Annotated in this window: 27 protein-coding genes; 15 read left to right on the forward strand and 12 right to left on the reverse strand. The window is 70.9% G+C overall.

Translation table 11 applies throughout. The features are described 5' to 3' along the window. Positions 1 to 63 precede the first annotated feature (63 nt). A complete protein-coding gene (mce, locus tag FRZ03_RS29365; RefSeq protein ID WP_146468116.1) occupies positions 64 to 504 on the reverse strand; it encodes a methylmalonyl-CoA epimerase in 441 nt (146 codons plus the stop codon). Between the two features lie 149 nt (positions 505 to 653). Here mce and FRZ03_RS29370 point away from each other — a divergent pair, with 149 nt between their 5' ends. The 3 genes from FRZ03_RS29370 (at position 654) to FRZ03_RS29380 (ending at position 4232) form a co-directional block, all read left to right on the forward strand. After that, the gene (locus FRZ03_RS29370; RefSeq protein ID WP_146468117.1) at positions 654 to 1853 is read left to right on the forward strand and encodes an acetyl-CoA C-acetyltransferase; all 1200 of its coding nucleotides are present in this window, start codon (positions 654 to 656) and stop codon (positions 1851 to 1853) included. Between the two features lie 37 nt (positions 1854 to 1890). Beyond that, positions 1891 to 2847: a methylmalonyl Co-A mutase-associated GTPase MeaB gene (gene meaB, locus FRZ03_RS29375; RefSeq protein ID WP_146468118.1), complete on the forward strand. Its 957-nt coding sequence runs from the start codon at positions 1891 to 1893 to the stop codon at positions 2845 to 2847. 146 nt (positions 2848 to 2993) lie between these two features. Then, complete coding sequence (locus FRZ03_RS29380; protein WP_146468119.1) at positions 2994 to 4232, forward strand: MFS transporter; 1239 nt, start codon at positions 2994 to 2996, stop codon at positions 4230 to 4232. Between the two features lie 57 nt (positions 4233 to 4289). Here FRZ03_RS29380 and FRZ03_RS29385 read toward each other — a convergent pair whose 3' ends face one another. From FRZ03_RS29385 to FRZ03_RS29400, 4 genes are all read right to left on the reverse strand, one after another. Continuing rightward, on the reverse strand, positions 4290 to 4766 hold the full coding sequence (locus FRZ03_RS29385) for a MarR family winged helix-turn-helix transcriptional regulator (protein WP_070027743.1): 477 nt from the start codon (positions 4764 to 4766) through the stop codon (positions 4290 to 4292). Positions 4767 to 4858: 92 nt separating this feature from the next. Beyond that, on the reverse strand, positions 4859 to 5671 hold the full coding sequence (locus tag FRZ03_RS29390) for an AIM24 family protein (RefSeq protein ID WP_146468120.1): 813 nt from the start codon (positions 5669 to 5671) through the stop codon (positions 4859 to 4861). Next, entirely contained in the window at positions 5668 to 6318 is a 651-nt protein-coding gene (locus tag FRZ03_RS29395) for an AIM24 family protein (RefSeq protein ID WP_146468121.1), read from the reverse strand. Before FRZ03_RS29395 ends, FRZ03_RS29390 begins: the two co-directional genes overlap by 4 nt. Then, positions 6319 to 6951, reverse strand: coding sequence for an AIM24 family protein (locus FRZ03_RS29400; protein WP_146468208.1), 633 nt, complete (start codon positions 6949 to 6951; stop codon positions 6319 to 6321). A gap of 168 nt (positions 6952 to 7119) precedes the next feature. Between FRZ03_RS29400 and FRZ03_RS29405 the strand changes: the two genes are divergently transcribed. The 7 genes from FRZ03_RS29405 (at position 7120) to FRZ03_RS29435 (ending at position 12040) form a co-directional block, all read left to right on the forward strand. Continuing rightward, positions 7120 to 7464 (forward strand): DUF3817 domain-containing protein, encoded by a 345-nt coding sequence (locus FRZ03_RS29405; RefSeq protein WP_070027747.1) that lies wholly within the window; start codon positions 7120 to 7122, stop codon positions 7462 to 7464. Continuing rightward, a complete protein-coding gene (locus FRZ03_RS29410; RefSeq protein ID WP_146468122.1) occupies positions 7461 to 7757 on the forward strand; it encodes an MTH1187 family thiamine-binding protein in 297 nt (98 codons plus the stop codon). The genes FRZ03_RS29405 and FRZ03_RS29410 overlap by 4 nt, the downstream gene beginning before the upstream one ends. A gap of 89 nt (positions 7758 to 7846) precedes the next feature. Further along, entirely contained in the window at positions 7847 to 8614 is a 768-nt protein-coding gene (locus FRZ03_RS29415) for a hypothetical protein (protein WP_146468123.1), read from the forward strand. Then, positions 8611 to 9258, forward strand: a complete 648-nt coding sequence (locus FRZ03_RS29420; protein WP_146468124.1) for a TetR/AcrR family transcriptional regulator — start codon at positions 8611 to 8613, stop codon at positions 9256 to 9258. Before FRZ03_RS29415 ends, FRZ03_RS29420 begins: the two co-directional genes overlap by 4 nt. A gap of 87 nt (positions 9259 to 9345) precedes the next feature. Then, entirely contained in the window at positions 9346 to 9855 is a 510-nt protein-coding gene (locus FRZ03_RS29425; RefSeq protein WP_146468125.1) for a MarR family winged helix-turn-helix transcriptional regulator, read from the forward strand. A 43-nt stretch (positions 9856 to 9898) separates the two neighbouring features. Continuing rightward, positions 9899 to 10237: a DUF3817 domain-containing protein gene (locus tag FRZ03_RS29430; protein WP_146468126.1), complete on the forward strand. Its 339-nt coding sequence runs from the start codon at positions 9899 to 9901 to the stop codon at positions 10235 to 10237. A 102-nt stretch (positions 10238 to 10339) separates the two neighbouring features. Then, the gene (locus FRZ03_RS29435; RefSeq protein ID WP_146468127.1) at positions 10340 to 12040 is read left to right on the forward strand and encodes an acyl-CoA mutase large subunit family protein; all 1701 of its coding nucleotides are present in this window, start codon (positions 10340 to 10342) and stop codon (positions 12038 to 12040) included. A 6-nt stretch (positions 12041 to 12046) separates the two neighbouring features. Here FRZ03_RS29435 and FRZ03_RS29440 read toward each other — a convergent pair whose 3' ends face one another. Continuing rightward, complete coding sequence (locus FRZ03_RS29440; RefSeq protein ID WP_146468128.1) at positions 12047 to 12667, reverse strand: TetR/AcrR family transcriptional regulator; 621 nt, start codon at positions 12665 to 12667, stop codon at positions 12047 to 12049. Between the two features lie 210 nt (positions 12668 to 12877). Here FRZ03_RS29440 and FRZ03_RS29445 point away from each other — a divergent pair, with 210 nt between their 5' ends. From FRZ03_RS29445 to FRZ03_RS29460, 4 genes are all read left to right on the forward strand, one after another. Then, positions 12878 to 13849: a tetratricopeptide repeat protein gene (locus FRZ03_RS29445; RefSeq protein WP_146468129.1), complete on the forward strand. Its 972-nt coding sequence runs from the start codon at positions 12878 to 12880 to the stop codon at positions 13847 to 13849. Between the two features lie 623 nt (positions 13850 to 14472). Continuing rightward, positions 14473 to 15105, forward strand: a complete 633-nt coding sequence (locus tag FRZ03_RS29450; protein ID WP_146468130.1) for a DUF6230 family protein — start codon at positions 14473 to 14475, stop codon at positions 15103 to 15105. A 116-nt stretch (positions 15106 to 15221) separates the two neighbouring features. Continuing rightward, on the forward strand, positions 15222 to 15770 hold the full coding sequence (locus tag FRZ03_RS29455) for a DUF6114 domain-containing protein (RefSeq protein WP_146468131.1): 549 nt from the start codon (positions 15222 to 15224) through the stop codon (positions 15768 to 15770). Beyond that, a complete protein-coding gene (locus FRZ03_RS29460; RefSeq protein WP_186785685.1) occupies positions 15760 to 17163 on the forward strand; it encodes a hypothetical protein in 1404 nt (467 codons plus the stop codon). The genes FRZ03_RS29455 and FRZ03_RS29460 overlap by 11 nt, the downstream gene beginning before the upstream one ends. A 97-nt stretch (positions 17164 to 17260) precedes the next feature. Here the strand turns inward: FRZ03_RS29460 and pyk are convergent, their stop codons facing one another. The 3 genes from pyk to pta all read right to left on the reverse strand — a co-directional run bounded on the left by pyk (position 17261) and on the right by pta (position 22074). Then, on the reverse strand, positions 17261 to 18685 hold the full coding sequence (pyk, locus tag FRZ03_RS29465) for a pyruvate kinase (RefSeq protein WP_146468133.1): 1425 nt from the start codon (positions 18683 to 18685) through the stop codon (positions 17261 to 17263). A gap of 84 nt (positions 18686 to 18769) precedes the next feature. Continuing rightward, positions 18770 to 19978: an acetate kinase gene (locus FRZ03_RS29470; RefSeq protein WP_146468134.1), complete on the reverse strand. Its 1209-nt coding sequence runs from the start codon at positions 19976 to 19978 to the stop codon at positions 18770 to 18772. Further along, positions 19975 to 22074 carry a phosphate acetyltransferase gene (pta, locus tag FRZ03_RS29475; RefSeq protein ID WP_146468135.1) on the reverse strand — a complete coding sequence of 700 codons (2100 nt, stop codon included), beginning with the start codon at positions 22072 to 22074 and terminating at the stop codon, positions 19975 to 19977. The genes FRZ03_RS29470 and pta overlap by 4 nt, the downstream gene beginning before the upstream one ends. A gap of 203 nt (positions 22075 to 22277) precedes the next feature. Here pta and FRZ03_RS29480 point away from each other — a divergent pair, with 203 nt between their 5' ends. Then, positions 22278 to 23303 carry an ATP-dependent 6-phosphofructokinase gene (locus tag FRZ03_RS29480; protein WP_146468136.1) on the forward strand — a complete coding sequence of 342 codons (1026 nt, stop codon included), beginning with the start codon at positions 22278 to 22280 and terminating at the stop codon, positions 23301 to 23303. Between the two features lie 46 nt (positions 23304 to 23349). Here the strand turns inward: FRZ03_RS29480 and FRZ03_RS29485 are convergent, their stop codons facing one another. Genes FRZ03_RS29485 through FRZ03_RS29495 form a run of 3 tightly spaced genes read right to left on the reverse strand, consistent with a single transcriptional unit; the run spans position 23350 to position 26407 of the window. Then, positions 23350 to 24177 carry a carbohydrate ABC transporter permease gene (locus tag FRZ03_RS29485; protein WP_146468137.1) on the reverse strand — a complete coding sequence of 276 codons (828 nt, stop codon included), beginning with the start codon at positions 24175 to 24177 and terminating at the stop codon, positions 23350 to 23352. After that, positions 24177 to 25034, reverse strand: coding sequence for a carbohydrate ABC transporter permease (locus FRZ03_RS29490; RefSeq protein ID WP_146468138.1), 858 nt, complete (start codon positions 25032 to 25034; stop codon positions 24177 to 24179). Before FRZ03_RS29490 ends, FRZ03_RS29485 begins: the two co-directional genes overlap by 1 nt. Beyond that, positions 25031 to 26407: an extracellular solute-binding protein gene (locus FRZ03_RS29495; RefSeq protein ID WP_146468139.1), complete on the reverse strand. Its 1377-nt coding sequence runs from the start codon at positions 26405 to 26407 to the stop codon at positions 25031 to 25033. Before FRZ03_RS29495 ends, FRZ03_RS29490 begins: the two co-directional genes overlap by 4 nt. Positions 26408 to 26470 lie beyond the last annotated feature (63 nt).

A 26470-nucleotide genomic window follows, 5' to 3' on the forward strand; every position in this document is an offset into this window, starting at 1 on the left:
GCATGCGGCCGCCCCGCTTCCGGGACGACCGCCCCCAACCCTACCGGCCCTTATGTACGGGGGTCAGTGCTCGGAGGGCTCAACAGGCGCCGAAGTCACCAGTTCTGTGAGGACTCCGTGGCAGTCCTTGGGGTGCAGGAAGGTGATCCGCGACCCCATGGAACCGCGTCGCGGCTCGTCGTAGAGCACCCGGACGCCCTTGCCCCGGATCTCCTCGGAGTCGGTGTCGACGTCCGCCGTGCCGAAGGCGATGTGATGCACGCCCTCGCCGTTCTTCGCCAGCCACTTGCCCACCGCCGAGTCCTCGCGGGTCGGCTCCAGCAGCTGGAGGTAGGAGGCGCCGCCGTCCGACGTCTCGTTGATCTTGAGCATGGCCTCGCGCACGCCCTGCTCCTCGTTGACCTCGGTGTGGAACACCTCGAAGCCGTAGGTGGCCCGGTAGAACTCGACGGTGGCGTCGAGGTCGTGGCAGGCGATCCCGATGTGGTCGATTCGCGTCAGCATGGTTTCAGTGCAGCGCCACCGCGGTGGTTACGCAACGTGCGCGCGATCACACCGACAGAGCGATGACGGCACTGAGTGCCGCTCAGTACATTCGAAGTAAACCCTCGTTCACTCCTCGGCTCTGCGCAGCTGGAAGGGGATCGCACCTCATGTCTTCTGGAACGAACAGCTCGGTGATCGTCGCGGGCGCCCGTACGCCCATGGGACGACTGCTGGGCTCCCTGAAGTCCTTCTCCGGAGCCGAGCTGGGCGGCTTCGCGATCAAGGCCGCCCTCGACCGCGCCGGCATCGGCGGCGACCAGGTGCAGTACGTGATCATGGGCCAGGTGCTCCAGGCCGGAGCGGGCCAGATCCCGGCCCGCCAGGCCGCCGTCAAGGCCGGCATCCCGATGAGCGTCCCGGCCCTCACCGTCAACAAGGTGTGTCTCTCCGGCCTCGACGCCATCGCCCTGGCCGACCAGCTGATCCGCGCCGGCGAGTTCGACATCGTCGTGGCCGGCGGTCAGGAGTCCATGACCAACGCCCCGCACCTGCTGCCGAAGTCCCGCGAGGGCTTCAAGTACGGCGCCGTCGAGATGCTCGACGCCATGGCGTACGACGGGCTGACCGACGCCTTCGAGGGCATCGCCATGGGCGAGTCCACCGAGAAGCACAACACCCGCCTCGGCATCGGCCGCGCCGAGCAGGACGAGATCGCCGCGCTGTCCCACCAGCGGGCCGCCGCCGCGCAGAAGAACGGCCTGTTCGAGGCCGAGATCACCCCGGTGGAGATCCCGCAGCGCAAGGGCGACCCGATCCTGTTCAGCAAGGACGAGGGCATCCGCGCCGAGACCACCGTGGAGTCCCTGGCCAAGCTGCGCCCGGCCTTCGCCAAGGACGGCACCATCACCGCCGGCTCCTCCTCGCAGATCTCCGACGGCGCCGCCGCCGTGGTCGTGATGAGCAAGGCCAAGGCCGAGGAGCTGGGTCTGGAGTGGCTCGCCGAGATCGGCGCGCACGGCAATGTGGCCGGCCCGGACAACTCCCTGCAGTCCCAGCCGTCCAACGCCATCCTGCACGCCCTGAAGAAGGACGGCCTGGAGGTCTCCGACCTCGACCTCATCGAGATCAACGAGGCCTTCGCCGCCGTCGCCGTGCAGTCAATGAAGGACCTCGGCGTGTCCACGGAAAAGGTGAACGTCAACGGCGGCGCGATCGCGCTCGGCCACCCGATCGGCATGTCCGGCGCCCGGCTCGTGCTCCACTTGGCGCTGGAGCTCAAGCGCCGGGGCGGCGGCACCGGCGCGGCCGCGCTGTGCGGTGGCGGCGGCCAGGGCGACGCGCTGATCGTGCGGGTACCGAAGGCCTGAGGCCCCTGGTCGGGCCGGTGAAGCGAACGGAGCTGTGATGCAGGACGTCTCCTTGCTGGTGGCCCAGGCCAGGGAAGGCCGGCCGCGGGCCGTGGCCCGGCTGATCTCCCTGGTGGAAGGGGCGTCCCCGCAGCTCAGAGAGGTCATGGCGGCGCTGGCCCCGCTGACCGGCAACGCCTATGTGGTGGGCCTGACCGGCTCACCGGGCGTCGGCAAGTCGACCTCCACCGCCGCGCTCGTCGCGGCCTACCGCAAGCGGGGGAAGCGGGTCGGCGTCCTGGCCGTCGACCCGTCCTCGCCCTTCTCCGGCGGCGCCCTGCTCGGCGACCGCGTCCGGATGTCGGAGCACGCCTGCGACCCCGGTGTCTACATCCGCTCCATGGCCACCCGGGGCCACCTCGGCGGCCTCGCCTGGGCCGCCCCGCAGGCCGTCCGCGTGCTGGACGCGGCGGGCTGCGAGGTGATCCTGGTCGAGACGGTGGGCGTCGGCCAGTCCGAGGTGGAGATCGCCGCCCAGGCGGACACCAGCGTGGTGCTGCTCGCCCCCGGCATGGGCGACGGCATCCAGGCCGCCAAGGCGGGCATCCTGGAGATCGGCGACGTCTACGTCGTCAACAAGGCGGACCGGGACGGCGCCGACGCCACCGCCCGCGAGCTGGGCCACATGCTCGGCCTCGGCGAGGCCCGCGGGCCCGGCGACTGGCGGCCGCCGATCGTGAAGACGGTCGCCAGCCGCGCCGAGGGCGTGGACGAGGTGGTCGAGGCCCTGGAGAAGCACCGCGCGTGGATGGAGGAGCGCGGGGTGCTCGCCGAGCGCCGACGCGCCCGCGCGGCCCACGAGGTGGAGACCATCGCGGTCACGGCCCTGCGCCGGCGCATCGGCGACCTGCACGGCGACCGCCGCCTCAGCGCGCTCGCCGAGCGGATCACGGCGGGCGAACTCGACCCCTACCGCGCGGCGGACGAACTGATCGCGGGCCTGACGGAAGGCTGACCCTGGCCGACTCCGGATGCGACCCGGTAGGTTGACCCCCATGTTCCTCCTCTTGGCATAGGGCGCGCCCCGCGCGAGGCCGGTGACACCACGGCACTCGCGCACTTCGGCGTCCCCTTTTCCGCCTCCGCCAGAGGAACTCCAGCGTGTCCACGCCTGCTCCCGTGCGGCCCTCGTACGCCGCCGTCCTGCGCCTTCCGCACGTCCGCCGCACCTTCACCGCCGCCCTGGCCGCCCGGCTGTCCTACGGCACCGTGGGGCTCGCGGTGATGCTGTCCGTCACCCGGGCCACCGGCTCGTACGCCGTCTCCGGCGCGGTGATGTCCCTGTTCGGCGCCACCACCGTCTTCCTGACCCCGCTGCGCGCCGCCCTCAGCGACCGCCACGGCGCCCGCCGGGCCGTGCTGCCCATGGCGGTGCTGTACGGCGCCCTGCTGACCCTCCTGGCCGTCCTGACCTGGCGTCCCGGGGCGCCGGTGGCGCCGATCGCCGCGGTCGCCGCGCTGGCCGGCGCGTGCGCGCCGCCGCTGGGGCCGGTGATGCGGGCCGTATGGGCCGAACTCGCCCCCGACCAGCAGATGTTGCAGCGCGCCTACAGCCTGGACGGGGTAGCCGAGGAACTGCTGTTCGTCTCCGGACCCGTCCTGGTCGGTGTGCTGACCGGGTTCGCCCCGCCGGCCTCGGGGGTCGTGTTCAGCGCGCTGCTCGTGGTGGGCGGTGCGAGTGTCTTCCTGAGTTCCCCGGTGATTCCCGGCCCCCGTCCCGCCGCGCCGCGCGGCCGCCAAGGCGCCGTCACGGGGCTGGTGCCGCCGTTCGTCGTGGCGCTGGGCGCGGGGCTGGCCGTCAGCGCGGTGGAGCTGCTGACCATGGCGTTCGCCACGGAGCACGGCTACGACACCGGACTCGTTCCCTGGGTCCTGGGCGCGGTCTCGGCGGGCAGCGCGGTGGGCGGCCTGGTGAACGGCGCGGTGGCGTGGCGGACACCGGCCCGCACGCGGCTGGTGCTCTTCGCGGTGGCGCTGGGCTGCGTCATCGCGGTGGCGGGCCTGGCCCCGAGCCTGTGGCTGCTCACCACCGCGCTGGCCCTGGCCGGCGCGTTCATCGCCCCCACGCTGACGACGGCGTACCTGGCGGCGGACGAAGTGGCCGCGCCGGAGTCCCGCACCCAGGCCGGGGCCTGGGTCAACATGGGGGTGAACGGCGGCAGTTCGGCCGGGGCGCTGGCGGCGGGGCTGCTGATCGGCCGGCTGCCGCTGGGAGTCTGCTTCCTGGTGACGGGCGCGACGGCCCTCGCCTCCGCCGCCCTGGCCGCCGGCGGCCGGACCACCGGGGCGGAGCGGGCGCCGCGGCCCCTCACCGGGGCCGAGGAGCGCTCGCCCCGCTGAGCTGGGCTGCGACCGGAAAGGTTCACCGGCTCGCGGCAAACCCTTCCGGCCACAGCGCTAGGGACGTCCCCGCTGCCCCCGCAGGTGCTCGGCGATCGGCTTCAGGGCCTTGTCCAGTTCCAGCAGAGCCTCCGGCGAGAGCAGATCGATGAAGTGCCGCCGCACCGACGAGACGTGGTGCGGCGCCACCTTCTTCATCGTCTCCAGGCCGTGCTCGGTGAGCACGGCGTACAGCCCCCGCCGGTCGGACTCGCAGTTCTCGCGGCGCACGAGGTCCGCGTTCTCCATCCGCGTGATCTGGTGCGAGAGCCGGCTCTTGGACTGCAACGTCGCGGAGGCGAGGTCGCTCATCCGCATCCGTACGTCCTCCGACTCGGACAGGTTCACGAGGATCTCGTAATCGTTCATCGTCAGGCCGAACGGCTGCAGATCCTTCTCCAGCTGGTACGTCAACAGCCTGTTGACCTCCAGGTGGGTGCGCCAGGCGCACTGCTCCGCATCGGTCAGCCAGCGCGTGGCCGTCTCGGTCTCCATGAATGAAGTCTACCTAAGAAGTTGAATGGCGAACTACTTCGGGTGGTGTGACAGTGCGCACGCGTTCGACGTCACACTCCGCAGACTACCGCTCACAGCCCGAAGCGACGTTGGAGGTCTCCCAGCTGTCCGGGAAGGCGCGGTGCACCGCCCGGTTGCGGACCGTGTCCACCCGGTGCCGGTGCGCCACCGCCCGGAACCCCCGGCTCGGACGGGACGGCCCCCGTCTCCACCTCGGCCATCAGCGCCTCCGACGACTGCAGGAGCACGGTCCCCGCGCCCGCGAACTCGAACTGGTGCTCCTCGCCGGAAACCCCGCCCAGGCCCGTCATCGCACGTAGACCGCCCAGTACTCCGGTCAGGTACCCGTGGTCGTAGTGATGACACGGCGAGGGACAGTCGGCCCAGCCGACGAGCGCCTGGGGATCCACCCGCAGGGGAGGTTCCATGAACACCACCGGACCGTTGGATGCGGCCACGAACTTCCCGGTTCCCAGGAGCGTGAGGAAGCCCGGCACGATCGACTGCTTGAGCGAGAGACTTGGCTGAAAAGCGAGCAGATTGCCCGCGCGAATGGTCAGGTTCCCGTCGTCCAGGTCGTACGAGTTGACGTCGAAGGCCCGGTCGGCGAGCAGCATCTTGCCCGAGCCCTGCGCCACGACCCAGTCGCTCGCGTGCAGTGGCGAATGGAACGAGGTGCGGACGAGGTGGTCGAGTCGTCCGTGTCCGACGCCGTTGAACTCGATCGCCCCGTAATAGGCGATCATCTTCCCTTTCTGGAGGAACCACTGCCCGTCCTTGAGTTCGACGCAGAACGTGTAGCTGTTCACGTTGTCGTCCGCGGGCAGGGTCATCGGGTCGTACACCACCGGACCCCCGGGCACGGGGGTGCCGTACGCGCTCATAGCTTCTCCTCCGAGGCCTGGACGTACACCGTGCCGTTGCCGCTCAGCTCCAGCTGGAAGGCCTCGCCGGAGCCGCGGCCCACCATCTCGCGCCAGCCCAGCGCGGTGGACAGCCTGTTGCGGACCTCGCCGTGGTGGGCGACGTAGGCCTGCGGGTCCACATGGACCGGGCGCTGCGGGGTGATCGGCAGCTCGAAGACGCCTCCGTGCGCCATCACGGCCACCGAGCCCTGCCCCTGGAGGGTGGTGGTGAACAGTCCCTGGCCGGTGACCTGGCCCCGGACCAGGCCCATGACGCCGCCCTGGGAGCCCATGAACATCGTGCCCTGGCGCAGGGTGCCCTCGAAGGCGAGCAGGCGGTCGGCCTCCACGTGGAGGGTGTCGCCGGTGAGGTGGATGACATGGACGTGATGGCCGCCGTGCCCGAAGAAGACCGTGCCGCTGCCCTCGACGGTCATCAGCGGGGTCGCCTCGCCCGTCACCCGGCGCCCGAGCATCGACATCACCCCGCCCTGGCCGCCCTGGATGTTGGGCGTGAACGACACGTCCCCCTTGTAGGCGAGCATCGCCCCGCGCTGGCTGAACAGCCGCTGCCCGGGCAGCACGGTCGCCTCGACCATCTTGGAGTTGAGTTCCCGGAAGGCCATCTACAGATCCCCCGCGATCGTGTTCCGCTCGCTCGGTTGCACATACACCAGTCCGTCCCCCTCGAAGCGGATCTGGAAGGCCTCGCCGCCGCCCTCCCCGAGAAAGGTGCGGAACGTCACACCGGACTGGAAGGACTGCCGGACATTGCCCTGGTGGGCGATGTACGCCCCCGGATCGACCGTCAGCGGGTACTGGGGGCTGACCCGCAGCGCCACCGCCGGCCCGTCGGACATGATCGCCGCCTGCCCGTGCCCCTCCACCGTGGTGGTGAACAGACCGTTGCCCTGGGAGGCGCCGCGCAGCCCGGTGAACGCGGTGCCCGTGCGCAGCGCGGCGTCCGTCACCAGCAGGCTGCTCGACTCGACGTACAGCTTGTCGCCCCGCAGGGCCACCAGATTGATCTCGGTCGCCCGGTCGGCGAACCAGCAGGTCCCGTGCCCTTTCACCTCCATCACCGCCATCTGCTCGCCGGTGAGGCGCCGCGTCACCATGCCGCGCAGCCCCTCGCCGCCGCCCGTGAGCTTCTTGAACGACATCTGCCCGTCGTACGCGACCATCGAGCCGTTCTTCGCCTTCACGGCGTCCCCGGTCATGTCGACGGCGAGCACTCTGGTGCCCTGCAATCGGAACATCGCCACGCTGGGAACGTATCGGCCCGACGGGTGGGCCGAACAGCACCCACAGGTGGACTCGCACCCTGAGCGGACCCCTGAGGGCACCGTTTGCCACAATGGCGGGACGCTTGTGCGTACGTTCACAAATCGGCAGCCACTCCTCGCAACTCCCACCGAAGGTGACCCGTGGACATCAAGACCGCCACCGCCCTCCGCCGCCTCCGCCTGGTCTCCGCACCCGAGGCCGTGTCCTTCATCGTCCTGCTCGTCTGCTCGGTGCTGAAGCGGACCACGGACTTCAACGCGGTGCCCGTGATGGGCGCGATCCATGGTGTCCTTTTCGTCCTGTACGTTCTCTTCTGGGCCGATGCCTGGAACAAGGCCAAGTGGAGCCTGGGCACCGCGGCCCTCTACTTCGTCCTCTCCGTGCTGCCCACCGGCGGCTTCTTCGCGGAGCGCAAGCTGCGCCGCGAGGCCGAGGACGCCGTGATCGCGGCCCGCGCCCGCAAGGAAGGAGTCGTGAACGCATGATCGTCGCCTTCTCCGTGACGCCCCTCGGCGTCGGCGAGGACGTGGGGGAGTACGTCGCCGAGGCCGTGCGCGTGGTCCGCGAGTCGGGCCTGCCGAACCGCACCGACGCCATGTTCACCTCGATCGAGGGCGAGAGCTGGGAGGAGGTCATGGACGTCGTGCGGCGCGCCGTCGCCGCCGTCGAGGAGCGCGCCCCGCGCGTCTCGCTCGTCCTCAAGGCGGACATCCGGCCCGGCGTCACCGACGGCCTGACCTCCAAGGTGGAGACCGTGGAGCGGCACCTCGCCGGCTGACCCCTTCGAGCGACCGCTCACAAGGAGTATCTTCTTGTCGAAGATCCTTTGAGCGTTCGCTCAAACGGCGGCCTGACGTGGGGGAACACATGGGTCTCTATACGGAGACACACATACGCGCCGACCTGGACGAGCTGTGGGCGCACACCCAGGACCCCGCCCGGCACCGGCGCTGGGACCTGCTCGTCACCGAGCTGCACCACCTCCCGCACGTCCAGGGCGAGCCGCGCCCGTTCCGCTTCACCGCGCGCCTGCCCCCCTTCCTCGCCCTCAGCGGCACCGGCGTCTCGGCCGGAGAGAAGGAGCGCCCCGACGGCACCCGCACCTCGGCCCTCTGCTTCTCCTCCACCCACCCCCTCGGCCTGATCGCCGAGGGCGCCGGCTACTGGCGCTACGTCCCCGACGCCCAGGGCGTCCGCTTCCTCGCCGGCTACGGCTACCGCCCGCGCGGCAAGATCCTCGGCGCCGCCGCCGACCGCCTGCTGGTCCGCCCGCTGCTCGGCTGGGCCACCGCCTGGTCCTTCGACCGGCTCCGGCTCTGGCTGGAGCGCGGCATCACCCCCGAGCGCGCCCTGCGCAACTGGCTCGCCGAACTCGCCGTGCGCGCCCTGCTGCTCACGATCTGCCTGGCCGGACTCGGCGGTCTGGAGCCGCTGCTCGGCCTGTTCGGCCCGTTCTCCGCCGCCATGGCCTACCTGTGCCCGGTGCTGCTGCTCGCCGCCGTCTGCGTCGCCCTGTTCAAGTCCCCGCTGGAGGGCACCCCGGCCGCCCGCCGCTGTCTGCGCGCCCCCGCCACCCAGACCCCGGCGCCGCGCCTGCTGCGCGCCCTCCAGAACCGCACGGAGACCCCCGTATGAGCCCCGAGACGGCCAAGGCCGGCCAGACCAAGACCAGGCTGCTGGAGGGCGCCCTGCGCACGCTCACCGAGCAGGGCATCGCCAAGACCTCGGCCCGTACCGTGGCCGCCGCGGCCGGCGTCAACCAGGCGCTGGTCTTCTACCACTTCGGCACCGTGGACGAGCTGCTCGCCGCCGCCTGCCGGTACGGCGCGGAGCAGGCCGTCGCCCGTTACCGGGAGCGGCTCGCCGCGGTCACCTCGCTGTCCGAGCTGCTCGCCGTCGGCCGGGAGATCCACGAAGGCGAGCGGGACGGCGGCCATGTCGCCCTCCTCGGTCAGCTCCTCGCGGGCGCCCCGACCCACCCGGCGCTCGGACCCGCGACCGCGGCGGGGCTACGGCTGTGGATCGCCGAGATCGAACAGGTGCTCACCCGGTTGCTCGCCGCGACCCCGTTCGCCGAATTCGTCGACCCCGCCGGGCTCGCGCGCGCGGTGGCCGCGTCCTTCGTGGGGATCGAGCTGTACGAGGGCGCCGACGAGGCGGGGGCGCGGGCGGCGCTGGACGCGCTGGACCAGCTCGCCTCGCTGGTGGCCGCGGTGGAGGAGCTGGGGCCGGTGGCGCAGCGGGCGGTGCGGCACCGGCTGCGGAAGGCGGGGCGGTGAGCGTCCCGGGACGCGTGGTGATCGTCCGGCATCCGAAAGGCGAGACGGAGCTGACCGGCATATGACCGGCCGGTAGGGTCTGATGACGTGCCCAAGCCACTCAGCCTCCCGTTCGACCCCATCGCCCGCGCCGACGAGCTGTGGCAGCAGCGCTGGGGAAACGTGCCGTCCATGGCCGCGATCACCTCGATCATGCGGGCCCAGCAGATCCTGCTCGCCGAGGTGGACGCGGTGGTCAAGCCGTACGGGCTGACGTTCGCCCGCTACGAGGCGCTGGTGCTGCTCACCTTCTCCAAGGCCGGTGAACTGCCGATGTCCAAGATCGGCGAGCGGCTGATGGTGCATCCCACGTCCGTGACGAACACCGTGGACCGGCTGGTGAAGTCCGGCCTGGTGGCGAAGCGGCCCAATCCCAACGACGGGCGCGGCACCCTCGCCGTGATCACCGAGAAGGGCCGCGAGGTGGTCGACGCGGCCACCCGCGACCTGATGGCCATGGACTTCGGCCTCGGGGTGTACGACGCGGAGGAGTGCCGGGAGATCTTCGCGATGTTCCGCCCGCTGCGGGTCGCGGCGCTCGACTTCGACGAGGGGTGACCCCGGCCAAGATCTCCCGGAACGGGTGGTTACGCTCGACTCCATGAAGAAGAGCGTGCTGACCCGCTACCGCGTCATGGCCTACACCACGGGTGTCCTGCTGGTGCTGCTGTGCCTGAGCATGATCGCGAAGTACGGGCTGGACATCAGCGGCGCGGCCGACCTGACCCGCGTCGTCGCCATCGCCCACGGCTGGCTGTACGTCGTCTACCTGGTCTTCGCCTTCGACCTGGGGTCCAAGGCGAAGTGGCCGGTCGGCAAGCAGCTGTGGGTGCTGCTCGCGGGCACGATCCCCACCGCCGCGTTCTTCGTGGAGCGGAAGATCAGCCGGGAGCTGGACGGCAAGGTCGCCGACCGCGCCCCGGCCGTCGCCGAGGCGTAGTCCCCACCGGGGCGGCCCTTCGCCGGGCTCTCACCGCCGTACGGGTGCCGTACGGCGGTCTGCCGTCGACAGATACTAGGACGTCCAAGTAAATTCGACGGTATGGACGCTCACGCCATCGAGGAGGGCCGCCGGCGCTGGCAGGCCCGCTACGACGCCGCGCGCAAGCGTGACGCGGACTTCTCCACCCTCTCCGGGGACCCCGTGGAGCCGGTGTACGGGCCCCGGCCCGGTGACACGTACGAGGGATTCGAGCGGATCGGCTGGCCGGGGGAGTACCCCTTCACCCGCGGTCTGCATCCGACCGGCTACCGCGGCCGGGCCTGGACCATCCGGCAGTTCGCCGGGTTCGGCAACGCCGAGCAGACCAACGAGCGGTACAAGATGATCCTCGCCGCGGGCGGCGGCGGGCTCTCCGTGGCGTTCGACATGCCCACGCTGATGGGCCGCGACTCCGACGACCCCCGCTCGCTCGGCGAGGTCGGCCACTGCGGGGTCGCGATCGACTCGGCCGCCGACATGGAGGTCCTGTTCCGGGACATCCCGCTCGGCGAGGTCACCACGTCGATGACGATCAGCGGACCCGCCGTGCCCCTCTTCTGCATGTACCTGGTCGCCGCCGAGCGGCAGGGCGTGGACCCGGCGGTGCTCGACGGCACGCTCCAGACCGACATCTTCAAGGAGTACATCGCCCAGAAGGAATGGCTCTTCGGGCCGGAGCCGCATCTGCGGCTGATCGGCGACCTCATGGAGTACTGCGCGGCCCGCGTCCCCGCCTACAAGCCGCTGTCCGTCTCCGGGTACCACATCCGCGAGGCCGGGGCGACGGCCGCGCAGGAGCTGGCGTACACGCTGGCGGACGGCTTCGGGTACGTCGAGCTGGGGCTGAGCCGCGGGCTGGACGTCGACGTCTTCGCGCCCGGTCTCTCCTTCTTCTTCGACGCCCACGTCGACTTCTTCGAGGAGATCGCCAAGTTCCGCGCGGCGCGCCGGATCTGGGCGCGCTGGATGCGGGACGTGTACGGCGCGCGGAGCGAGAAGGCGCAGTGGCTGCGGTTCCACACGCAGACGGCCGGGGTCTCGCTCACCGCGCAGCAGCCGTACAACAACGTGGTGCGCACCGCGGTGGAGGCGCTGGCCGCGGTGCTCGGCGGGACCAACTCGCTGCACACCAACGCCCTGGACGAGACGCTGGCACTGCCCGGCGAGCAGGCCGCGGAGATCGCGCTGCGCACCCAGCAGGTGCTGATGGAGGAGACCGGCGTCGCCAACGTGGCGGACCCGCTCGGTGGTTCGTGGTACGTCGAGCGGCTGACGGACCGGATCGAGGCGGCGGCGGAGGAGATCTTCGAGCGGATCAGGGAGCGGGGGCTGCGGGCGCATCCGGACGGGCGCCACCCGATCGGGCCGATGACCTCCGGCATCCTGCGCGGGATCGAGGACGGCTGGTTCACCGGGGAGATCGCCGAGTCGGCCTTCCGTCATCAACGGGCCGTGGAGAAGGGCGAGAAGAGGATCGTGGGCGTCAACGTCCACACCGGCTCCGTCACCGGCGACCTGGAGATCCTGCGGGTGGGCCACGAGGTGGAGCGGGACCAGGTGAAGATCCTCGGCGAGCGCCGCGCGCAACGGGACGGCGCCGCCGTGCGCACCGCCCTGGACGGGCTGCTCGCCGCCGCCCGGGACGGCTCCGGCCTGATCGAGCCCATGCTGGCCGCGGTGCGCGCCGAGGCGACCCTGGGCGAGATCTGCGGGGTGCTGCGCGAGGAGTGGGGGGTCTACACGGAGCCCGCGGGATTCTGACCGGGTTCAGGACGGGGCGGCCAGGCCCAGCAGCAGGACCCGGATGAAGCTGCGCACCCAGTCCTCGTCGGCGGGTTTGCCGCTCACCAGGGTGCGGTGCACCACCGCGCCCGCCACCACGTCGAAGGTGAGGTCGACGGTGCGGGCCGCCTCCTCGGCGTCCTCGGGTTCCGGCGGCAGTTCACCGCGTTCGGCGGCCCGGGCCCGGCCCTCCAGGACCAGCCGTTTCTGGCGTTCCACGATGGAGGTGCGGATGCGTTCGCGCAGCGGGTCGTCGCGGGTGGACTCGGCCACGACCGCCATCAGGCCGCTCCGGCACTCGGGGCGGTCCAGGAGCGCCGCGAACTGGAGGACGACGCCCTCGATGTCGGCGGCCAGACTGCCCCGGTCGGGCAGGCGCAGTTCGTCGAAGAGTTCCGCGACGGCGTCGACGACCAGTTCGTTCTTGCCGGCCCAGCGGCGGTAGAGGGTGGTCTTGGCAACCCCGGCGCGGGTCGCGACGTCCTGCAGAGTGAGCTTGGACCAGCCCAGTTCGACCAGCGCCTGCCTGGTCGCGGCCAGGATCGCGGCGTCCGCGGCGGCGCTGCGCGGGCGCCCGGGACGGCCGGCGGGGGTGCGACTCTGCATCCCATGACCATAACCGGCGGGTTCTGCGGGGCCGTGAGGGAGATCACCGGAAAGAGGTGTCGCCCGCCCGCCCACAGCCATTACGCTACGGGTCGTAGCGGAAAGCTCGCGAGGGACGTTCGCGGGCGGGACGACTCGGCGCGGGTGGGGACCCGGCGCCGGACATCGACGCTTTTTTCTTCAGACGCGGTATCGGGGGAGGATAGACGCATGCAGCCACGGAACATGTCCATGAGCGGCGTGGTCGACCTCGCCGCGGTGAAGGCGGCCCAGGAGGCCAAGGCCAAGGCCGAGCAGACGCGCGCCGAAGCCGCCCGGCAGGGCGGCACGGGTGCCGTCTCCCCGGCCGATCTCGTCATCGACGTCGACGAAGCCGGCTTTGAACGCGAGATCCTCCAGCGCTCCGCAGAGGTGCCGGTCGTCATCGACTTCTGGGCCGAGTGGTGTCAGCCCTGCAAGCAGCTGAGCCCGGTCCTGGAGCGGCTGGCCGTCGAGTACAACGGGCGCTTCCTGCTCGCCAAGATCGACGTCGACGCCAACCAGATGCTGATGCAGCAGTTCGGGGTGCAGGGCATCCCGGCGGTGTTCGCCGTCGTCGCCGGTCAGGCCCTGCCGCTGTTCCAGGGGGCGGCGAGCGAGGAGCAGATCCGGGGAACCCTCGACCAGCTGGTGCAGGTGGCCGAGCAGCGCTTCGGGCTGACCGGTCTGACCGTCGACCCGGACGCGGAGCCGGGCGGCGCGGCCGGTGCCGAGGCGCCGGAGGGGCCGTACGACGCGGCCCTGAACGCCGCCGCGCTGGCGCTGGACGCCGGCGACCTGGACGGCGCGGTGCGCGCGTACCAGAACGTACTGGCCGACGACCCGGGCCACCCCGAGGCCAAACTCGGCCTCGCGCAGGCCGAGTTGCTGCGCCGGGTGCAGCACATGGACCCGCAGAAGGTCCGTCGCGAGGCGGCCGAGAAGCCGAAGGACGCCGAGGCGCAGATCGCCGCCGCGGACCTGGATCTGGTGGGCGGTCATGTCGAGGACGCCTTCGGGCGGTTGATCGAGACGGTGCAGCGCACGGTGGGTGACGACCGGGACGCGGTGCGACGCCGACTGCTCGAACTGTTCGAGGTCGTGGGCCCCGAGGACCCGCGGGTGGTCGGTGCCCGCCGGGCGCTGGCGCGGGCGCTTTTCTGACCAGTCCGTAAACGCCACGGCCTGTGACGCCGGGGTGAAAGGTTTGCCGACAAGGCGTTGAGGCCGCTCCGCTTTACCAAATCTTGGTAATCGGGGCGGCTGTTACTCCGAGTAAATCAAGGCCGTTGATCTGTCTGGTTTCGTACAGGGATCAACGGCTTTGTTCTGCCCTGGGATGCGACCGAGTGTCGCGCTCCGAGATCACGCGGACGTTTCTCGGTTATCCGGCCGTTACTAGCCAGTAACGAACCCCCTTGTGCAGGCGGCCAATTTGCACCACGATCGGCGACGCTCGGTCCATTCCCGTACCCCGGCATCCGGTCGGGGCGAGGGAGACTCTGGGTCCCCACCGAGCAGAGCCGGCGGCAGTGGCGCCGGGTCTTGGGCAGGGGGGTCTTCGCCGGCCGGCGAAGCCTGTCCAGCAAGGTTGTGCGTGATGTGCGTCAGGCGCGACCAGTGGTTGTCGCTCGGGGGTGATCGCCGGTGATTCGGGCGCGGTACGCGCCGCCGAGCGCGGGCGCTCTCCTTCCCGAGGACGTAGCACTTCTCCCATCCCTGCCCGGCTGAGCCGCCGACCGTGGGCGAGACCGGGCCAGGAGATGTACGTCCGAGAAGGAGGAAATATGGAGTCCCAGGTGCGTGGCGGGACCAGATGGAAGCGGTTCGCTGTGGTCATGGTGCCCAGCGTGGCCGCCACTGCGTGCATAGGTGTCGCCCTCGCGCAGGGCGCGCTCGCCGCCTCGTTCAGCGTGTCCGGTCAGTCCTTCAAGGTGACCGCGGACAAGCTGGTCGGTCAGGGCTTCGAGCAGTACGGCGCGCTCGACAACGGCTACACCCTCAGCGGTGATCAGACCGCCCACCCGGTGGCGGTCTCGGCCTTCAACTCGGCCGAGATCACCAACATGTGCCAGTCGGTCGTCACGCCGAACATCCCGGTGCTGGGTTCGGTGAGCCTCGTGCTGAAGGCGGGCGCGAACAAGCCGGTCGAGGCCAGTCAGCTGTACATCGACCTCGATGACCTCAGCGCCGACGCCACCTTCAAGAACATCGACATCGGTGTTGCGGCCAAGGACGCCGGCAAGGGTCCTGGCATGAAGGGCGGCAAGGAGCAGGCCAACCCGTTCGGCTTCGCGCAGCAGGCCGACTCGGCCACGCTGACCGGCGTGAAGCAGACGGCGTGGGCGACCACGGCCGGCACCTTCAAGCTCAGCGGTCTGCACATGTCCGTCTCGGCGGGCACGCACGAGTGCTACTAGGCACTCGATGACGGGCGGGGGAGCCGACGGCGCCCCCGCCCGCGCCAGTTGGACCGCGTTTTCACACGCGGCACACATCACCACCACAGCAACGCTGCACCAGGGAGCTGTTTTCCATGAGCGCCGAGACCCCTGCCGCCGACCCCGGCCAGTTCACCCGCCGGAGGCAGCAGTTCCGCGCCTGGCGGGGCACGCGTCCGTTCTGGGCCGGTGTGCTCGTCATCTTCGGCGGCTTTCTCATCCTGTACTTCCCGTACGCACACCTCCAGCTGGGCCATCTCTCGATGACGATGGGGACTCCCGGCGGCTCCAGTTCCCTGATCATCGGTGTGCTGCTCATCGTTCTCGGCATCACCCTCTGGGTCCAGCAGCACATCCGGGTCTTCGCGGGCATCGCGGCGATCCTGCTGGCGCTGGTGTCCATTCCGCTGTCCAACATCGGCGGCTTCATCGTCGGCTTCCTGTCCGCGCTGATCGGCGGGGCGATGGCCGTGGCCTGGGCGCCCGGCGCGCCGCCGCAGCCGCAGCCGCCGGCCGGGGCGGTCCCCGGCGCGGGCGGCGCCCCCGAGGCCGCACCGCTGCCGGACCAGCGCATGGGCGAGCCGACCGACCTGTCAGGAACGAGCCCGGCCAACGGGGCGAACGGGAGGCACAGTGCCGGCTGACGAGGTGACGCGCGGGAGCGATACGGAGGAGCCCCGCGCCAGAACCGGACCGCGCCACGCGGCCCCCAGAAAGCCGCTGTTCACCAGATTCCACATGCCGGCCGGCAAGGCGATAGCCACCGTGGCGATGCCGACGGCCGTGCTCATGGGCATGGGCTTCACCTCCACGCTCGCCATCGCGGCGGGCGGCGGCGACGGCCCGTCCCCGTCGACCTCGGCCAAGAGCCTGACGGCCGACGAGTACAAGGACTGCGTGAAGGCGCTGGACGACGCCAAGGACCCGTCGGCCTCGCCCTCGCCGTCCGCCTCGGCGGACCGGTCCGAGACGCCGACGCCCTCGTCCTCGGCGAGCGCCGACGCCGGGAAGGACTCCGGCAAGGACACGGGCAAGGACACGTCCGGATCGCCGTCCTCCGACTCCGGCTCCGCCGGCTCGGGTTCGGCCGGCTCGGGCTCGGCCGATTCAGGTTCGGCCGATTCAGGTTCGGCCGATCCGGGTTCGGCCGGGAAGACCGAGCAGAAGCCGGCCGGGACCTCCGGGTCCGCCGGCTCGGACTCCGGTGCGACGACGCCCGGTACGACGGCGGGCCAGAGCGGCGGCGGGCTGCTGGGCACCATCGGCGACACGCTCGGGAACATCCTCACCGGCGGCGCCAAGGACACCCCCACGGCGTCCGCGAGCCCCACGCCCACGGCGACCCCGTCGGCCTCGGCCTCGGCCTCGAAGCCCGCCGGCACCGTCAAGGACACCACGTCCAAGACCGTCAAGACGGTCGGGGACACGGTGAAGAACACCACCGACAAGGTCTCCAAGGCGGCCGACGACGCGGGCAGGACGGTCAAGGACACGGCCGGGTCGGCCACCGCGAGCCCGACCGCCGGCGCCGACCCGTCCGCGAGTGCGACCCCTTCGGCGCAGGACTGCCCGGTGGCCACCACCGACGAGGGCGGCGTCGACAACCAGGTGCCGGTGGCGGACGACCCCTGGTACCTCAGCGCCAGCTCGCTGCTGCTGAAGGGCGCCGACTACCAGGGCATCGTCGAGGTCAGGGCGGCGAACGGCACCACCAAGAAGGCGCTGAAGTACGTGGTCTCCGACGGCACCGACATCGGCGACCTGCACCAGACGGTGGAGGACAAGCTCACCGGCAAGACGTACCACGTCCAGGCCGCCAAGGGCTCGACGTCGACGATCCGCGACGGCAAGACGGTGATGTACACCGAGAAGATCTCGGGCAATCTGTTCGGGCTGATCCCCATGACGTTCAGCCCCGACAGCCCGCCCCCGCTGAACCTGCCGCTGATCTACTTCACCAATGTGAAGGTGACCCAGGCGGCCCAGTTCGGCGGCACCCTGCACGTGCCCGGGATGCACGTGTACACGACCGGCTGACCGGTCCCCAGGTCCCGTCCGGGAGCCGCAACACAGCAGAGGGCGCCCCCCGTTCGCGGGGGGCGCCCTCAGCGCCGTGCGAAGCCTGCGGGGTACGTCAGTTGTCGCTGCCCAGGTGGTGGACCCGGATCAGGTTGGTGGTGCCGGGGACACCGGGGGGCGAACCGGCGGTGATCACCACGGTGGCGCCCGTCTCGAAGCGGCCCAGCTTGGCCAGCTCCTGGTCCACCTGCTCGACCATGTCGTCGGTGGTGTTCACGAACGGCACCACGTGCGGCTCCACGCCCCAGCTCAGCGTGAGCTGGTTGCGGGTGGCCTCCTCGGTGGTGAAGGCGAGGATCGGCTGGGCGGCGCGGTAGCGGGACAGCCGGCGCGCGGTGTCGCCGGACTGGGTGAAGGCCACCAGGCCCCGGCCGCCGAGGAAGTCGGCGATCTCGCAGGCCGCGCGGGCCACCGAACCGCCCTGGGTGCGCGGCTTCTTGCCCGGCACCAGCGGCTGGAGGCCCTTGGAGAGCAGCTCCTGCTCGGCGGCCTGGACGATCTTCGACATCGTCTTGACCGTCTCGATCGGGTAGGCGCCCACCGAGGACTCGGCGGACAGCATCACCGCGTCGGCGCCGTCCAGGATCGCGTTGGCCACGTCGGAGGCCTCGGCGCGGGTCGGACGGGAGTTGGTGATCATCGACTCCATCATCTGGGTCGCCACGATCACGGGCTTGGCGTTGCGCCGGCACAGCTCGATCAGGCGCTTCTGCACCATGGGGACCTTCTCGAGCGGGTACTCCACCGCGAGGTCGCCGCGGGCCACCATCACGGCGTCGAAAGCCGCGACGACGTCCTGCATGTTCTCCACCGCCTGCGGCTTCTCCACCTTGGCGATGACCGGGACCCGGCGGCCCTCCTCGTCCATGACGCGGTGCACGTCCTGGACGTCCTTGGCGTCGCGCACGAAGGACAGGGCGACCAGGTCGCAGCCCATGCGCAGCGCGAAGCGCAGGTCCTCGACGTCCTTCTCGCTCAGCGCGGGCACGTTGACGGCCGCGCCGGGCAGGTTGATGCCCTTGTGGTCGGAGACGACACCGCCCTCGATGACGATGGTGCGGACCCGGGGGCCCTCCACGTCCACGACCTTCAGCTCGACGTTGCCGTCGTTGATCAGGACCTGGTCGCCGCGCGAGACGTCGCCCGGCAGCCCCTTGTACGTCGTCCCGCAGATGTGCTTGTCACCGGGCACGTCCTCGGTGGTGATGACGAACTCGTCACCGCGCTCCAGCTCGACCGGGCCCTCGGCGAAGGTCTCCAGCCGGATCTTCGGGCCCTGGAGGTCGGCGAGGACGCCGATGGGCCGGCCGGTCTCCTTGGAGGCGGCCCGGACGCGGTCGTACCGCGCCTGGTGCTCGGCGTGGGAGCCGTGGCTGAAGTTGAAGCGGGCCACGTTCATGCCGGCCTCGATCAGGGCGACGAGCATCTCGTGGGAGTCGACCGCGGGGCCGAGAGTACAGACGATTTTCGAACGGCGCATGGGGCGATCCTATCGGTTTGTTTCGCTACGGAATATTCCGTCTGGCGGAAGATACAAATGAGAGGCGTCCTGCTCAGGTGCTGCTCAATTGCTCTTTCCGACCAGCGCATAGGTCTGCGTCGCGATCTCCAGTTCTTCATCCGTCGGCACCACGGCCACGGCCACCCGCGCGGACGCCGGTGAAATCAGCCGAGCCGGCCCGCCGCGCGCGGCGTTCAGCTCCGGGTCGACCGCCGCGCCCAGCCCCTCCAGGCCCGCGATCGCCGCCTCCCGCACGGGCGCCGCGTTCTCGCCGACCCCGGCGGTGAAGACGATCGCGTCCACCTTCCCGAGGACGGCGAAATAGGCGCCGATGTACTTCTTGAGCCGGTGAATGTAAATGTCGAAGGCGAGAGCGGCTTCTTCGTCGCCCTCGTCGATCCGGCGGCGGATCTCGCGCATGTCGTTGTCCCCGCACAGACCGAACAGTCCGCTCCTCTTGTTGAGAAGAGTGTCGATCTCGTCCATGGACATTCCGCCAACCCGGGCCAAATGGAAGATGACGGCCGGATCCAGATCACCGGATCGCGTACCCATCACCAGGCCCTCCAAAGGCGTCAGTCCCATGGAGGTGTCCACGCACCGGCCCCGCTCCACGGCCGAGGCGGAGGCGCCGTTGCCCAGGTGGAGCACGATCACGTTCACCTCGGACGGGTCCTTGCCCAGCAGCCGCGCGGCCTCGCGCGAGACGTAGGCGTGCGAGGTGCCGTGGAAGCCGTAGCGGCGCACCCGGTAGCGGTCGGCGATCCTCGGGTCGATCGCGTAGCGCGCCGCCGACTCCGGCATGGTGGTGTGGAACGCGGTGTCGAACACGGCGACCTGCGGCAGGTCGGGACGGAGCGCCCGGGCGGTGCGGATGCCGGTCAGATTGGCGGGGTTGTGCAGCGGGGCGACCGGGATCAGCCGCTCGATCTCGGTGAGCACGCCGTCGTCGACGACCGTGGGCTCGGTGAAGAACATCCCGCCGTGCACCACCCGGTGCCCGATCGCGAGCAGGTCCGGCGAGTCGAGGCCCACGCCGTCCCGGGCCAGCTCCCCGGCGACCGCCTTGAGCGCCGCGTCGTGGTCGGCGATCGGGCCGTTCTGCTCCCGCCGCTCGCCGCTCGGGACGCAGGTGTGTTCCATCCGGGAGGTCTGCTCGCCGATCCGCTCGACCAGCCCGACGGCGAGCCGGCTCGCGTCCCGCATGTCGAGCAGCTGGTACTTCAGCGACGAGGAACCGGAGTTGAGGACGAGGACACGGGTCGCGGTCACGGTACGGGCACGCTCTCTGCTCGGTCGGCGGATGTCTGGGCCTGGATGGCGGTGATGGCCACGGTCGTCACGATGTCCTGCACCAGGGCGCCCCGGGACAGGTCGTTGACCGGCTTGCGCAGCCCCTGGAGGACCGGTCCGACGGCGATCGCGCCGGCCGAGCGCTGCACGGCCTTGTAGGTGTTGTTGCCGGTGTTGAGGTCGGGGAAGATCAGCACGGTGGCCTGCCCGGCGACCTCGGAGCCCGGCAGCTTGGTGGCGGCGACGGACGGCTCCACCGCCGCGTCGTACTGGATCGGCCCCTCGATCTTCAGGTCGGGCCGGCGGGCCCGCACCAGCTCGGTGGCCGTGCGCACCTTGTCGACGTCGGCGCCCGAGCCGGAGGTGCCCGTGGAGTACGACAGCATCGCGATCCGCGGCTCCACCCCGAACCGGGCCGCGGTGGCGGCCGACTGGACGGCGATGTCCGCCAGCTGCTCGGCGTCCGGGTCCGGGTTGACCGCGCAGTCGCCGTAGACCAGCACCTTGTCGGCCAGGCACATGAAGAACACCGAGGAGACGATCGAGGCCTCCGGGCGGGTCTTGATGATCTCGAAGGCCGGGCGGATGGTGGCCGCGGTGGAGTGCACCGAACCGGAGACCATGCCGTCGGCCAGGCCCTCCTCGACCATCAGGGTGCCGAAGTAGTTCACGTCCGTGACCACGTCGTACGCCAGCTCCACCGTCACGCCCTTGTGGGCGCGCAGCGCCGCGTACTTCTCCGCGAAGGCGTCGCGCAGCTCGGAGGTGGCCGGGTCGATCAGCCGGGTGTCGCCGAGGTCGATGCCGAGATCCGCGGCCTTCTTGCGGATCTGGTCGGCGGGCCCCAGCAGGGTCAGGTCGCACACGCCCCGGCGCATCAGCACCTCGGCCGCGTGCAGCACCCGCTCCTCGGTGCCCTCCGGCAGCACCACCCGGCGCCGGTCGGCGCGGGCCCGCTCCAGCAGCTTGTGCTCGAACATCATCGGGGTGACCCGGTCGCCGCTCGACGCGGCGACCCGGCCGGCCAGGTCCACCGTGTCGACGTGGCGCTCGAACAGGCCCAGCGCGGTCTCCGCCTTGCGCGGGGTGGCCGCCGTCATCCGGCCCTCCAGCGAGAACAGCCGCTCGGCGGTCGGGAAGCTGTTGCCGCGCACGGACAGCACCGGGGTGCCGGGGGCGAGCCGGGCGGCCAGGGTGAGGATCTCCTCGCTCGGCACCTCGTCCAGGGTGAGCAGCACACCGGCTATCGGCGGGGTGCCGGCGCTGTGCGCGGCCAGCGCGCCGACGACCAGGTCGGCGCGGTCCCCGGGGGTGACGACCATGCAGCCCGGCGTCAGCGCGGGCAGGAACCGCGGCAGCATCGCACCGCCGAAGACGAAGTCGAGGGTGTCCCGGGCGAGCCCGGAGTCGTCGCCGAGCAGCACCCGGGCGTCGAGGGCCTGGGCGATCTGGGCGACGGTCGGCGCGGACAGCGCGGGCTCGTCGGGCAGCACGTAGCAGGGCACCGGCAGCCGGGAGGACAGCCGCGCGGCGATGTCGTCGCGGTCCTCGCGGGCCACCCGGTTGGCGACCATCGCGAGCACGTCGCAGCCGAGGCCGTGGTAGGCGCGGTAGGCGTTGCGGACCTCCGCGCGCACCGACTCGGCGGTGTGGCCGCGGCCGCCGACCACCGGGAGCACCAGGGCGCCGAACTCGTTGGCGAGGCGGGCGTTGAGGGCCAGCTCGTCGGGGAGCTGGGTGGCGGCGAAGTCGGTGCCGAGGACGAGGACCACGTCGTAGTCGCGGGCCAGCCGGTTGAAGCGGTCGACGAGCGTGGAGACCAGCTCGTCGGTGCCCCGCTCGGCCTGGAGCGCGGACGCCTCCCGGTAGTCCAGGCCGACCACGGTCGCCGGGTCCTGGGAGAGGCGGTAGCGCGCCCGCAGCAGGTCGAACATCCGGTCGGGTCCGTCGTGCACGAGTGGACGGAAGACGCCCACCCGGTCGGCCTGCCGGGTCAGGAGTTCCATGACCCCCAGCTCCACGACCTGACGGCCGTCGCCCCGGTCGATGCCGGTCACGTACACGCTGCGCGTCACGTGTCCACTCCGTTTCTCCTGTCGGCACAAAGCCGGCACAAAAGGGTCGGCACAAAAATCGCCCACCAAGGTGAGCAGAACCCTCTTGACAGTACCCCTCGGCCGGGATAAGGCGCCCGTCAGGATCCCTGTCCTTCCCGGCGGACGTGAAACAATCGGAGACGGCGCACGCACGGACCACAGCGAGCAGGAGACACAGCACGATGCGCATCGGAGTACTCACCGCAGGCGGCGACTGCCCCGGCCTCAACGCCGTGATCCGTTCGGTCGTGCACCGGGCGGTGACGCAGTACGACGACGAGATCATCGGTTTCGAGGACGGCTACCGGGGTCTGCTCGACCGTCACTACCGGACCCTCGACCTGGACGCGGTCGGCGGCATCCTGGCCCTCGGCGGCACCATCCTCGGCTCGTCCCGCCTGGAGCGCGACCGGCTCCGGGAGGCCTGTGAGCGGGCCACCGACATGGTCGAGGAGTTCGGCATCGACGCGCTGATCCCGATCGGCGGCGAGGGCACCCTGACGGCGGCCCGGATGCTCTCCGACGCGGGCCTGCCGGTCGTCGGCGTGCCCAAGACGATCGACAACGACATCTCCTCCACCGACCGCACCTTCGGCTTCGACACCGCCGTCGGGGTCGCCACCGAGGCGATGGACCGGCTGAAGACCACCGCCGAGTCCCACCAGCGGGTGATGGTGGTCGAGGTCATGGGGCGGCACGCCGGCTGGATCGCCCTGGAGTCCGGCATGGCCGCCGGCGCCCACGGCATCTGCCTGCCCGAGCGGCCCTTCGACCCGGCCGACCTGGTCAAGATGGTCGAGGAGCGCTTCGCCCGCGGCAAGAAGTTCGCCGTCATCTGCGTCGCCGAGGGCGCCCACCCGGCCGAGGGCACCATGGACTACGGCAAGGGCGAGATCGACCAGTACGGCCACGAGCGCTTCCAGGGCATCGGCACCGCGCTGGCGTACGAGCTGGAGCGGCGCCTCGGCAAGGAGGCCAAGCCGGTCATCCTCGGCCATGTGCAGCGCGGCGGCGTGCCCACCGCTTACGACCGCGTCCTCGCCACCCGCTTCGGCTGGCACGCCGTGGAGGCCGCCCACCGGGGCGACTTCGGCAAGATGACCGCCCTGCGCGGCACCGACGTCCTGATGGTCCCGCTGGCGGAGGCGGTCACCGAGCTGAAGACGGTCCCGAAGAGCCGGATGGAGGAGGCGGAGTCGGTCTTCTGACCGGCCCGCGCCGCCGGGGGTGCCTTCCCCCGGCGGTTCCCCGGCGTCACCCCTTGACCGCGCCGCCCAGTGCGAAGCCGTTGCCGAGGCGGCGGGCGACCAGGGCGTAGAGCAGGATCACCGGGGTCGAGTAGACGACGGAGAAGGCGGCCAGCTGCCCGTAGGCGACCATGCCGCGGTTGCCGAAGAAGTCGTTGACGCTGACCGAGGCGGGCATCCGGTCCGGGCTGAGCAGCAGCATGAAGGGGACGAAGAAGTTGCCCCACATCATCACGAACGAGAACACCGTGACGACGGCGAGGCCCGGACCCATCAGGGGCAGCACGATCCGCAGCAGCGACTGGAGCGGGGAGGCCCCGTCGGTCCAGGCCGCCTCCTCCAGCTCCCTCGGCACGCCGTCCATGAAGTTCTTCATCAGCCAGATGGCGAACGGCAGCTGGGTGGCGGCGAAGAACAGGATCGTGCCCTGGAAGGTGTCGATCAGGTTCACCCGGACGAACAGTGCGTAGACCGGCACCATGATCGCCGTGATGGGCAGGCTGGTGGCGAACAGGATCGTCAGCAGGAACGGCCGGTTGAGCCGGGAGCGGAACCGGGAGAGCGGATAGGCGGCCAGCGCGGCGCAGGCGACGGTCAGGGCGGTGGCGAACCCGCACAGGATCAGGCTGTTGAGCAGCGGGGTGTAGGTGATCTCCGGGGTCAGGACCGCCCGGAAGTTGCCCAGGGTGAGCGCGTGCGGGAGCCGTACCCGCAGACCGGCGCGCGGGTCCACGCTCGACAGGACCACCCAGGCCAGCGGCAGCGCGAACGCGGCGGCCACCAGCAGCAGACAGGCGTCCGCGGCGAGCCTTCGGGCGGGGCGGGAGCGGGCCATCAGACCTCCGTCCGCAGCAGCCGCAGGTACACGACCGAGAACAGGGAGCCGACCAGCAGCAGGAGCAGGGCGACCGCGGTGCCGTAGCCGATCATGCTGTTCTGGAAGGCCTGTTCGTACATGAACAGCGGCAGGGTCTGGCTCCTGTTGCCCGGGCCGCCCCGGGTCATCACCCAGATCAGCCCGAACACCGAGAGGGTCTGGAGGGTGTTGAGCATGAGGTTGGTGCCGATGGAACGGCGGATCATCGGCAGGGTGACGTGCCACAGCCGCCGCCAGCCGCCCGCCCCGTCCACCTCGGCGGCCTCCGTGATCTCGGCCGGGATCTCGTCCAGCGCGGCCGAGTAGACCAGCATCGAGAACGCGGTCCCGCGCCACACGTTGGCGAACGACACCGCGAGGATCGGCAGCGTGTACAGCCAGTTCTGGCGCGGCAGGTGGAGCCAGCCGAGGACGGCGTCCAAGGTGCCCTCGCGCCGGAAGAACGCGTACAGCAGGAACCCCGCCACCACCTCCGGCAGCACCCACGCGGTGACCACCACCGCGCCGGCCACCGCCCGCACCGGCCGTGACGCCCGCTTCATCAGCGCGGCCAGCGCGAGCCCCAGGGTGTTCTGCCCGACGATCGAGGACAGCACGGTGAACACCAGCGTCAGCCACACGGCGTTGCGGAAGTCGGCGTCCGTGAAGGCCCGGCGGAAGTTGGCGAACCCGACGAAGGAGGAGTGCGCCTGGCCGGTCAGTTGCAGGTCGGTGAAGGCGATGAGGACGCAGTAGGCGATGGGTCCGGCGAGGAAGAGCAGCAGCAGGACGACGGCGGGCGCGAGCGGGAGGGCCCGGGTGAGCCGCTGCCTCACCTGCGGACCACCACCTGGCCGTCGGTGACGTCCTTGAGCGCGGCGTCGTAGTCACCCGCCGCCCGCGCCACCGACCGGTCGCCGGTCGTCACGCTCTCCATCGCCTCCTGGATGGCCGTCGACACCTTCGGGTACGCGGGGAACGCTGGCCGGTAGTGGGTCGTGGCCACCAGCTCGGTGAAGAACCTGATCCCGGGCTGGGCGCCGATGTAGGCGGGGTCGGCGGCGACGTCCTCGCGCACGGCGATGCCGGAGTTGGCGATGTACCACCTGCGCGCGTTGTCCTTGGTCTGGAGCGTCCTGACGAAGTCGAAGGCGAGGCCGGGGTGGGCGGCGCGGGCCGGCACGGACCAGGCCCAGCCGCCGGACATGCTCACCTTGCCGGGCGCCTGCCCGTGCTGGGTCGGCATGTGGGCGAGCCCCAACTCCTTGGACCAGCCGGGCCATTCGTGGCCGCTGCCGGGCAGCCAGTCCTGCGGCAGCCAGGAGCCGTCCAGGTCGATGCCGAGCTTGCCCTGGGGGAGGAGTTCACCGCGCACGGTGGTGGCGTGGTTGGGGTCGAGGGCGTCGGAGACGTCCGGGCCGAGCTTCTCCGCGAAGACCGTCCGCAGGAAGGCGAGCGAGTCCCGGAACCCCCGGCTGCCGGTGATCCACTTCTTGCTCGTGGCGTCGTACAACGGGTCGCTCTTCCCGTCGTTCGTACCGTAGAGCAGCTCCTCGAAGCCCTGCATGGCGGCCTGTTCGCCCGCCGCCTTGCCGGTGTAGACGTTGAGCGGGGTGACACCGGGGACCTTCCGCTTGATGGTGCGGGCGGCGGCGAGGATGTCGTCCCAGGTCCTCGGCTGCCAGTCGGTGGGCAGCCCCGCCGCGCGGAACACCCGCTTGTCGTACCAGAGTCCGCGGGTGTCGGTGCCGTCCGGGACGCCGTACGTCCTGCCGTCCGCCCCCTTGACCGCGGCCGTCGCCGTGTCGATGAAGCGCCCCCAGTCCGGCCATGTGCGCAGATACGCGTCGAGGGGCTTCAAGTAGCCGCTGGTGATGTCGGAGTTGATGAGGAAGGTGTCCTCGTAGACCAGGTCCGGGGCGGTGCGCGGGGAGCGCAGCATCTGCTGGAGCTTGGTGTAGTACTCCGAGTCCGGCGCCTTGATCGGCACCAACTCGACCTTCTTGCCCGGGTGTTCGCGCTCGAACTGCTTCTTGATCCCGGCGAGGTAGGTGTCCATCACCTTGACGGAGTTGTCGGTGGACTGCTTGTACGACACCTTCAGCGTGTTCGGTCCGGAGTCGGAACCGGTGCCGCACGCGCTGAGGGCGCAGGCGGCGAGGACGGTGGTGAGGAGGGCGGAGAGAGCGGCGGTGGGGCGCACGGGCATGACCTCCTGCGGGCACACGTGGAAAGTGGCCTGGTGGTAGCCGTGAAGGTAAGAGCGGCGGTC

The sequence above is a fragment of the Streptomyces misionensis genome, assembly GCF_007896895.1.
Taxonomy (GTDB): Bacteria; Actinomycetota; Actinomycetes; order Streptomycetales; family Streptomycetaceae; genus Streptomyces; species Streptomyces misionensis_A.

Coding starts and splice junctions, on each gene's coding strand:
- meaB (WP_146468118.1), top strand. CDS start 1,891: ATGCAGGACGTCTCCTTGCTGGTGGCCCAGGCCAGGGAAGGCCGGCCG.
- FRZ03_RS29400 (WP_146468208.1), bottom strand. CDS start 6,951: ATGTTCCGATTGCAGGGCACCAGAGTGCTCGCCGTCGACATGACCGGG.
- FRZ03_RS29395 (WP_146468121.1), bottom strand. CDS start 6,318: ATGGCCTTCCGGGAACTCAACTCCAAGATGGTCGAGGCGACCGTGCTG.
- FRZ03_RS29495 (WP_146468139.1), bottom strand. CDS start 26,407: ATGCCCGTGCGCCCCACCGCCGCTCTCTCCGCCCTCCTCACCACCGTC.
- FRZ03_RS29440 (WP_146468128.1), bottom strand. CDS start 12,667: ATGCAGAGTCGCACCCCCGCCGGCCGTCCCGGGCGCCCGCGCAGCGCC.
- FRZ03_RS29485 (WP_146468137.1), bottom strand. CDS start 24,177: ATGGCCCGCTCCCGCCCCGCCCGAAGGCTCGCCGCGGACGCCTGTCTG.
- FRZ03_RS29385 (WP_070027743.1), bottom strand. CDS start 4,766: ATGGAGACCGAGACGGCCACGCGCTGGCTGACCGATGCGGAGCAGTGC.
- mce (WP_146468116.1), bottom strand. CDS start 504: ATGCTGACGCGAATCGACCACATCGGGATCGCCTGCCACGACCTCGAC.
- FRZ03_RS29410 (WP_146468122.1), top strand. CDS start 7,461: ATGATCGTCGCCTTCTCCGTGACGCCCCTCGGCGTCGGCGAGGACGTG.
- FRZ03_RS29370 (WP_146468117.1), top strand. CDS start 654: ATGTCTTCTGGAACGAACAGCTCGGTGATCGTCGCGGGCGCCCGTACG.
- FRZ03_RS29450 (WP_146468130.1), top strand. CDS start 14,473: ATGGAGTCCCAGGTGCGTGGCGGGACCAGATGGAAGCGGTTCGCTGTG.
- FRZ03_RS29390 (WP_146468120.1), bottom strand. CDS start 5,671: ATGAGCGCGTACGGCACCCCCGTGCCCGGGGGTCCGGTGGTGTACGAC.
- FRZ03_RS29430 (WP_146468126.1), top strand. CDS start 9,899: ATGAAGAAGAGCGTGCTGACCCGCTACCGCGTCATGGCCTACACCACG.
- FRZ03_RS29455 (WP_146468131.1), top strand. CDS start 15,222: ATGAGCGCCGAGACCCCTGCCGCCGACCCCGGCCAGTTCACCCGCCGG.
- FRZ03_RS29415 (WP_146468123.1), top strand. CDS start 7,847: ATGGGTCTCTATACGGAGACACACATACGCGCCGACCTGGACGAGCTG.
- FRZ03_RS29445 (WP_146468129.1), top strand. CDS start 12,878: ATGCAGCCACGGAACATGTCCATGAGCGGCGTGGTCGACCTCGCCGCG.
- FRZ03_RS29480 (WP_146468136.1), top strand. CDS start 22,278: ATGCGCATCGGAGTACTCACCGCAGGCGGCGACTGCCCCGGCCTCAAC.
- pyk (WP_146468133.1), bottom strand. CDS start 18,685: ATGCGCCGTTCGAAAATCGTCTGTACTCTCGGCCCCGCGGTCGACTCC.
- FRZ03_RS29435 (WP_146468127.1), top strand. CDS start 10,340: ATGGACGCTCACGCCATCGAGGAGGGCCGCCGGCGCTGGCAGGCCCGC.
- FRZ03_RS29420 (WP_146468124.1), top strand. CDS start 8,611: ATGAGCCCCGAGACGGCCAAGGCCGGCCAGACCAAGACCAGGCTGCTG.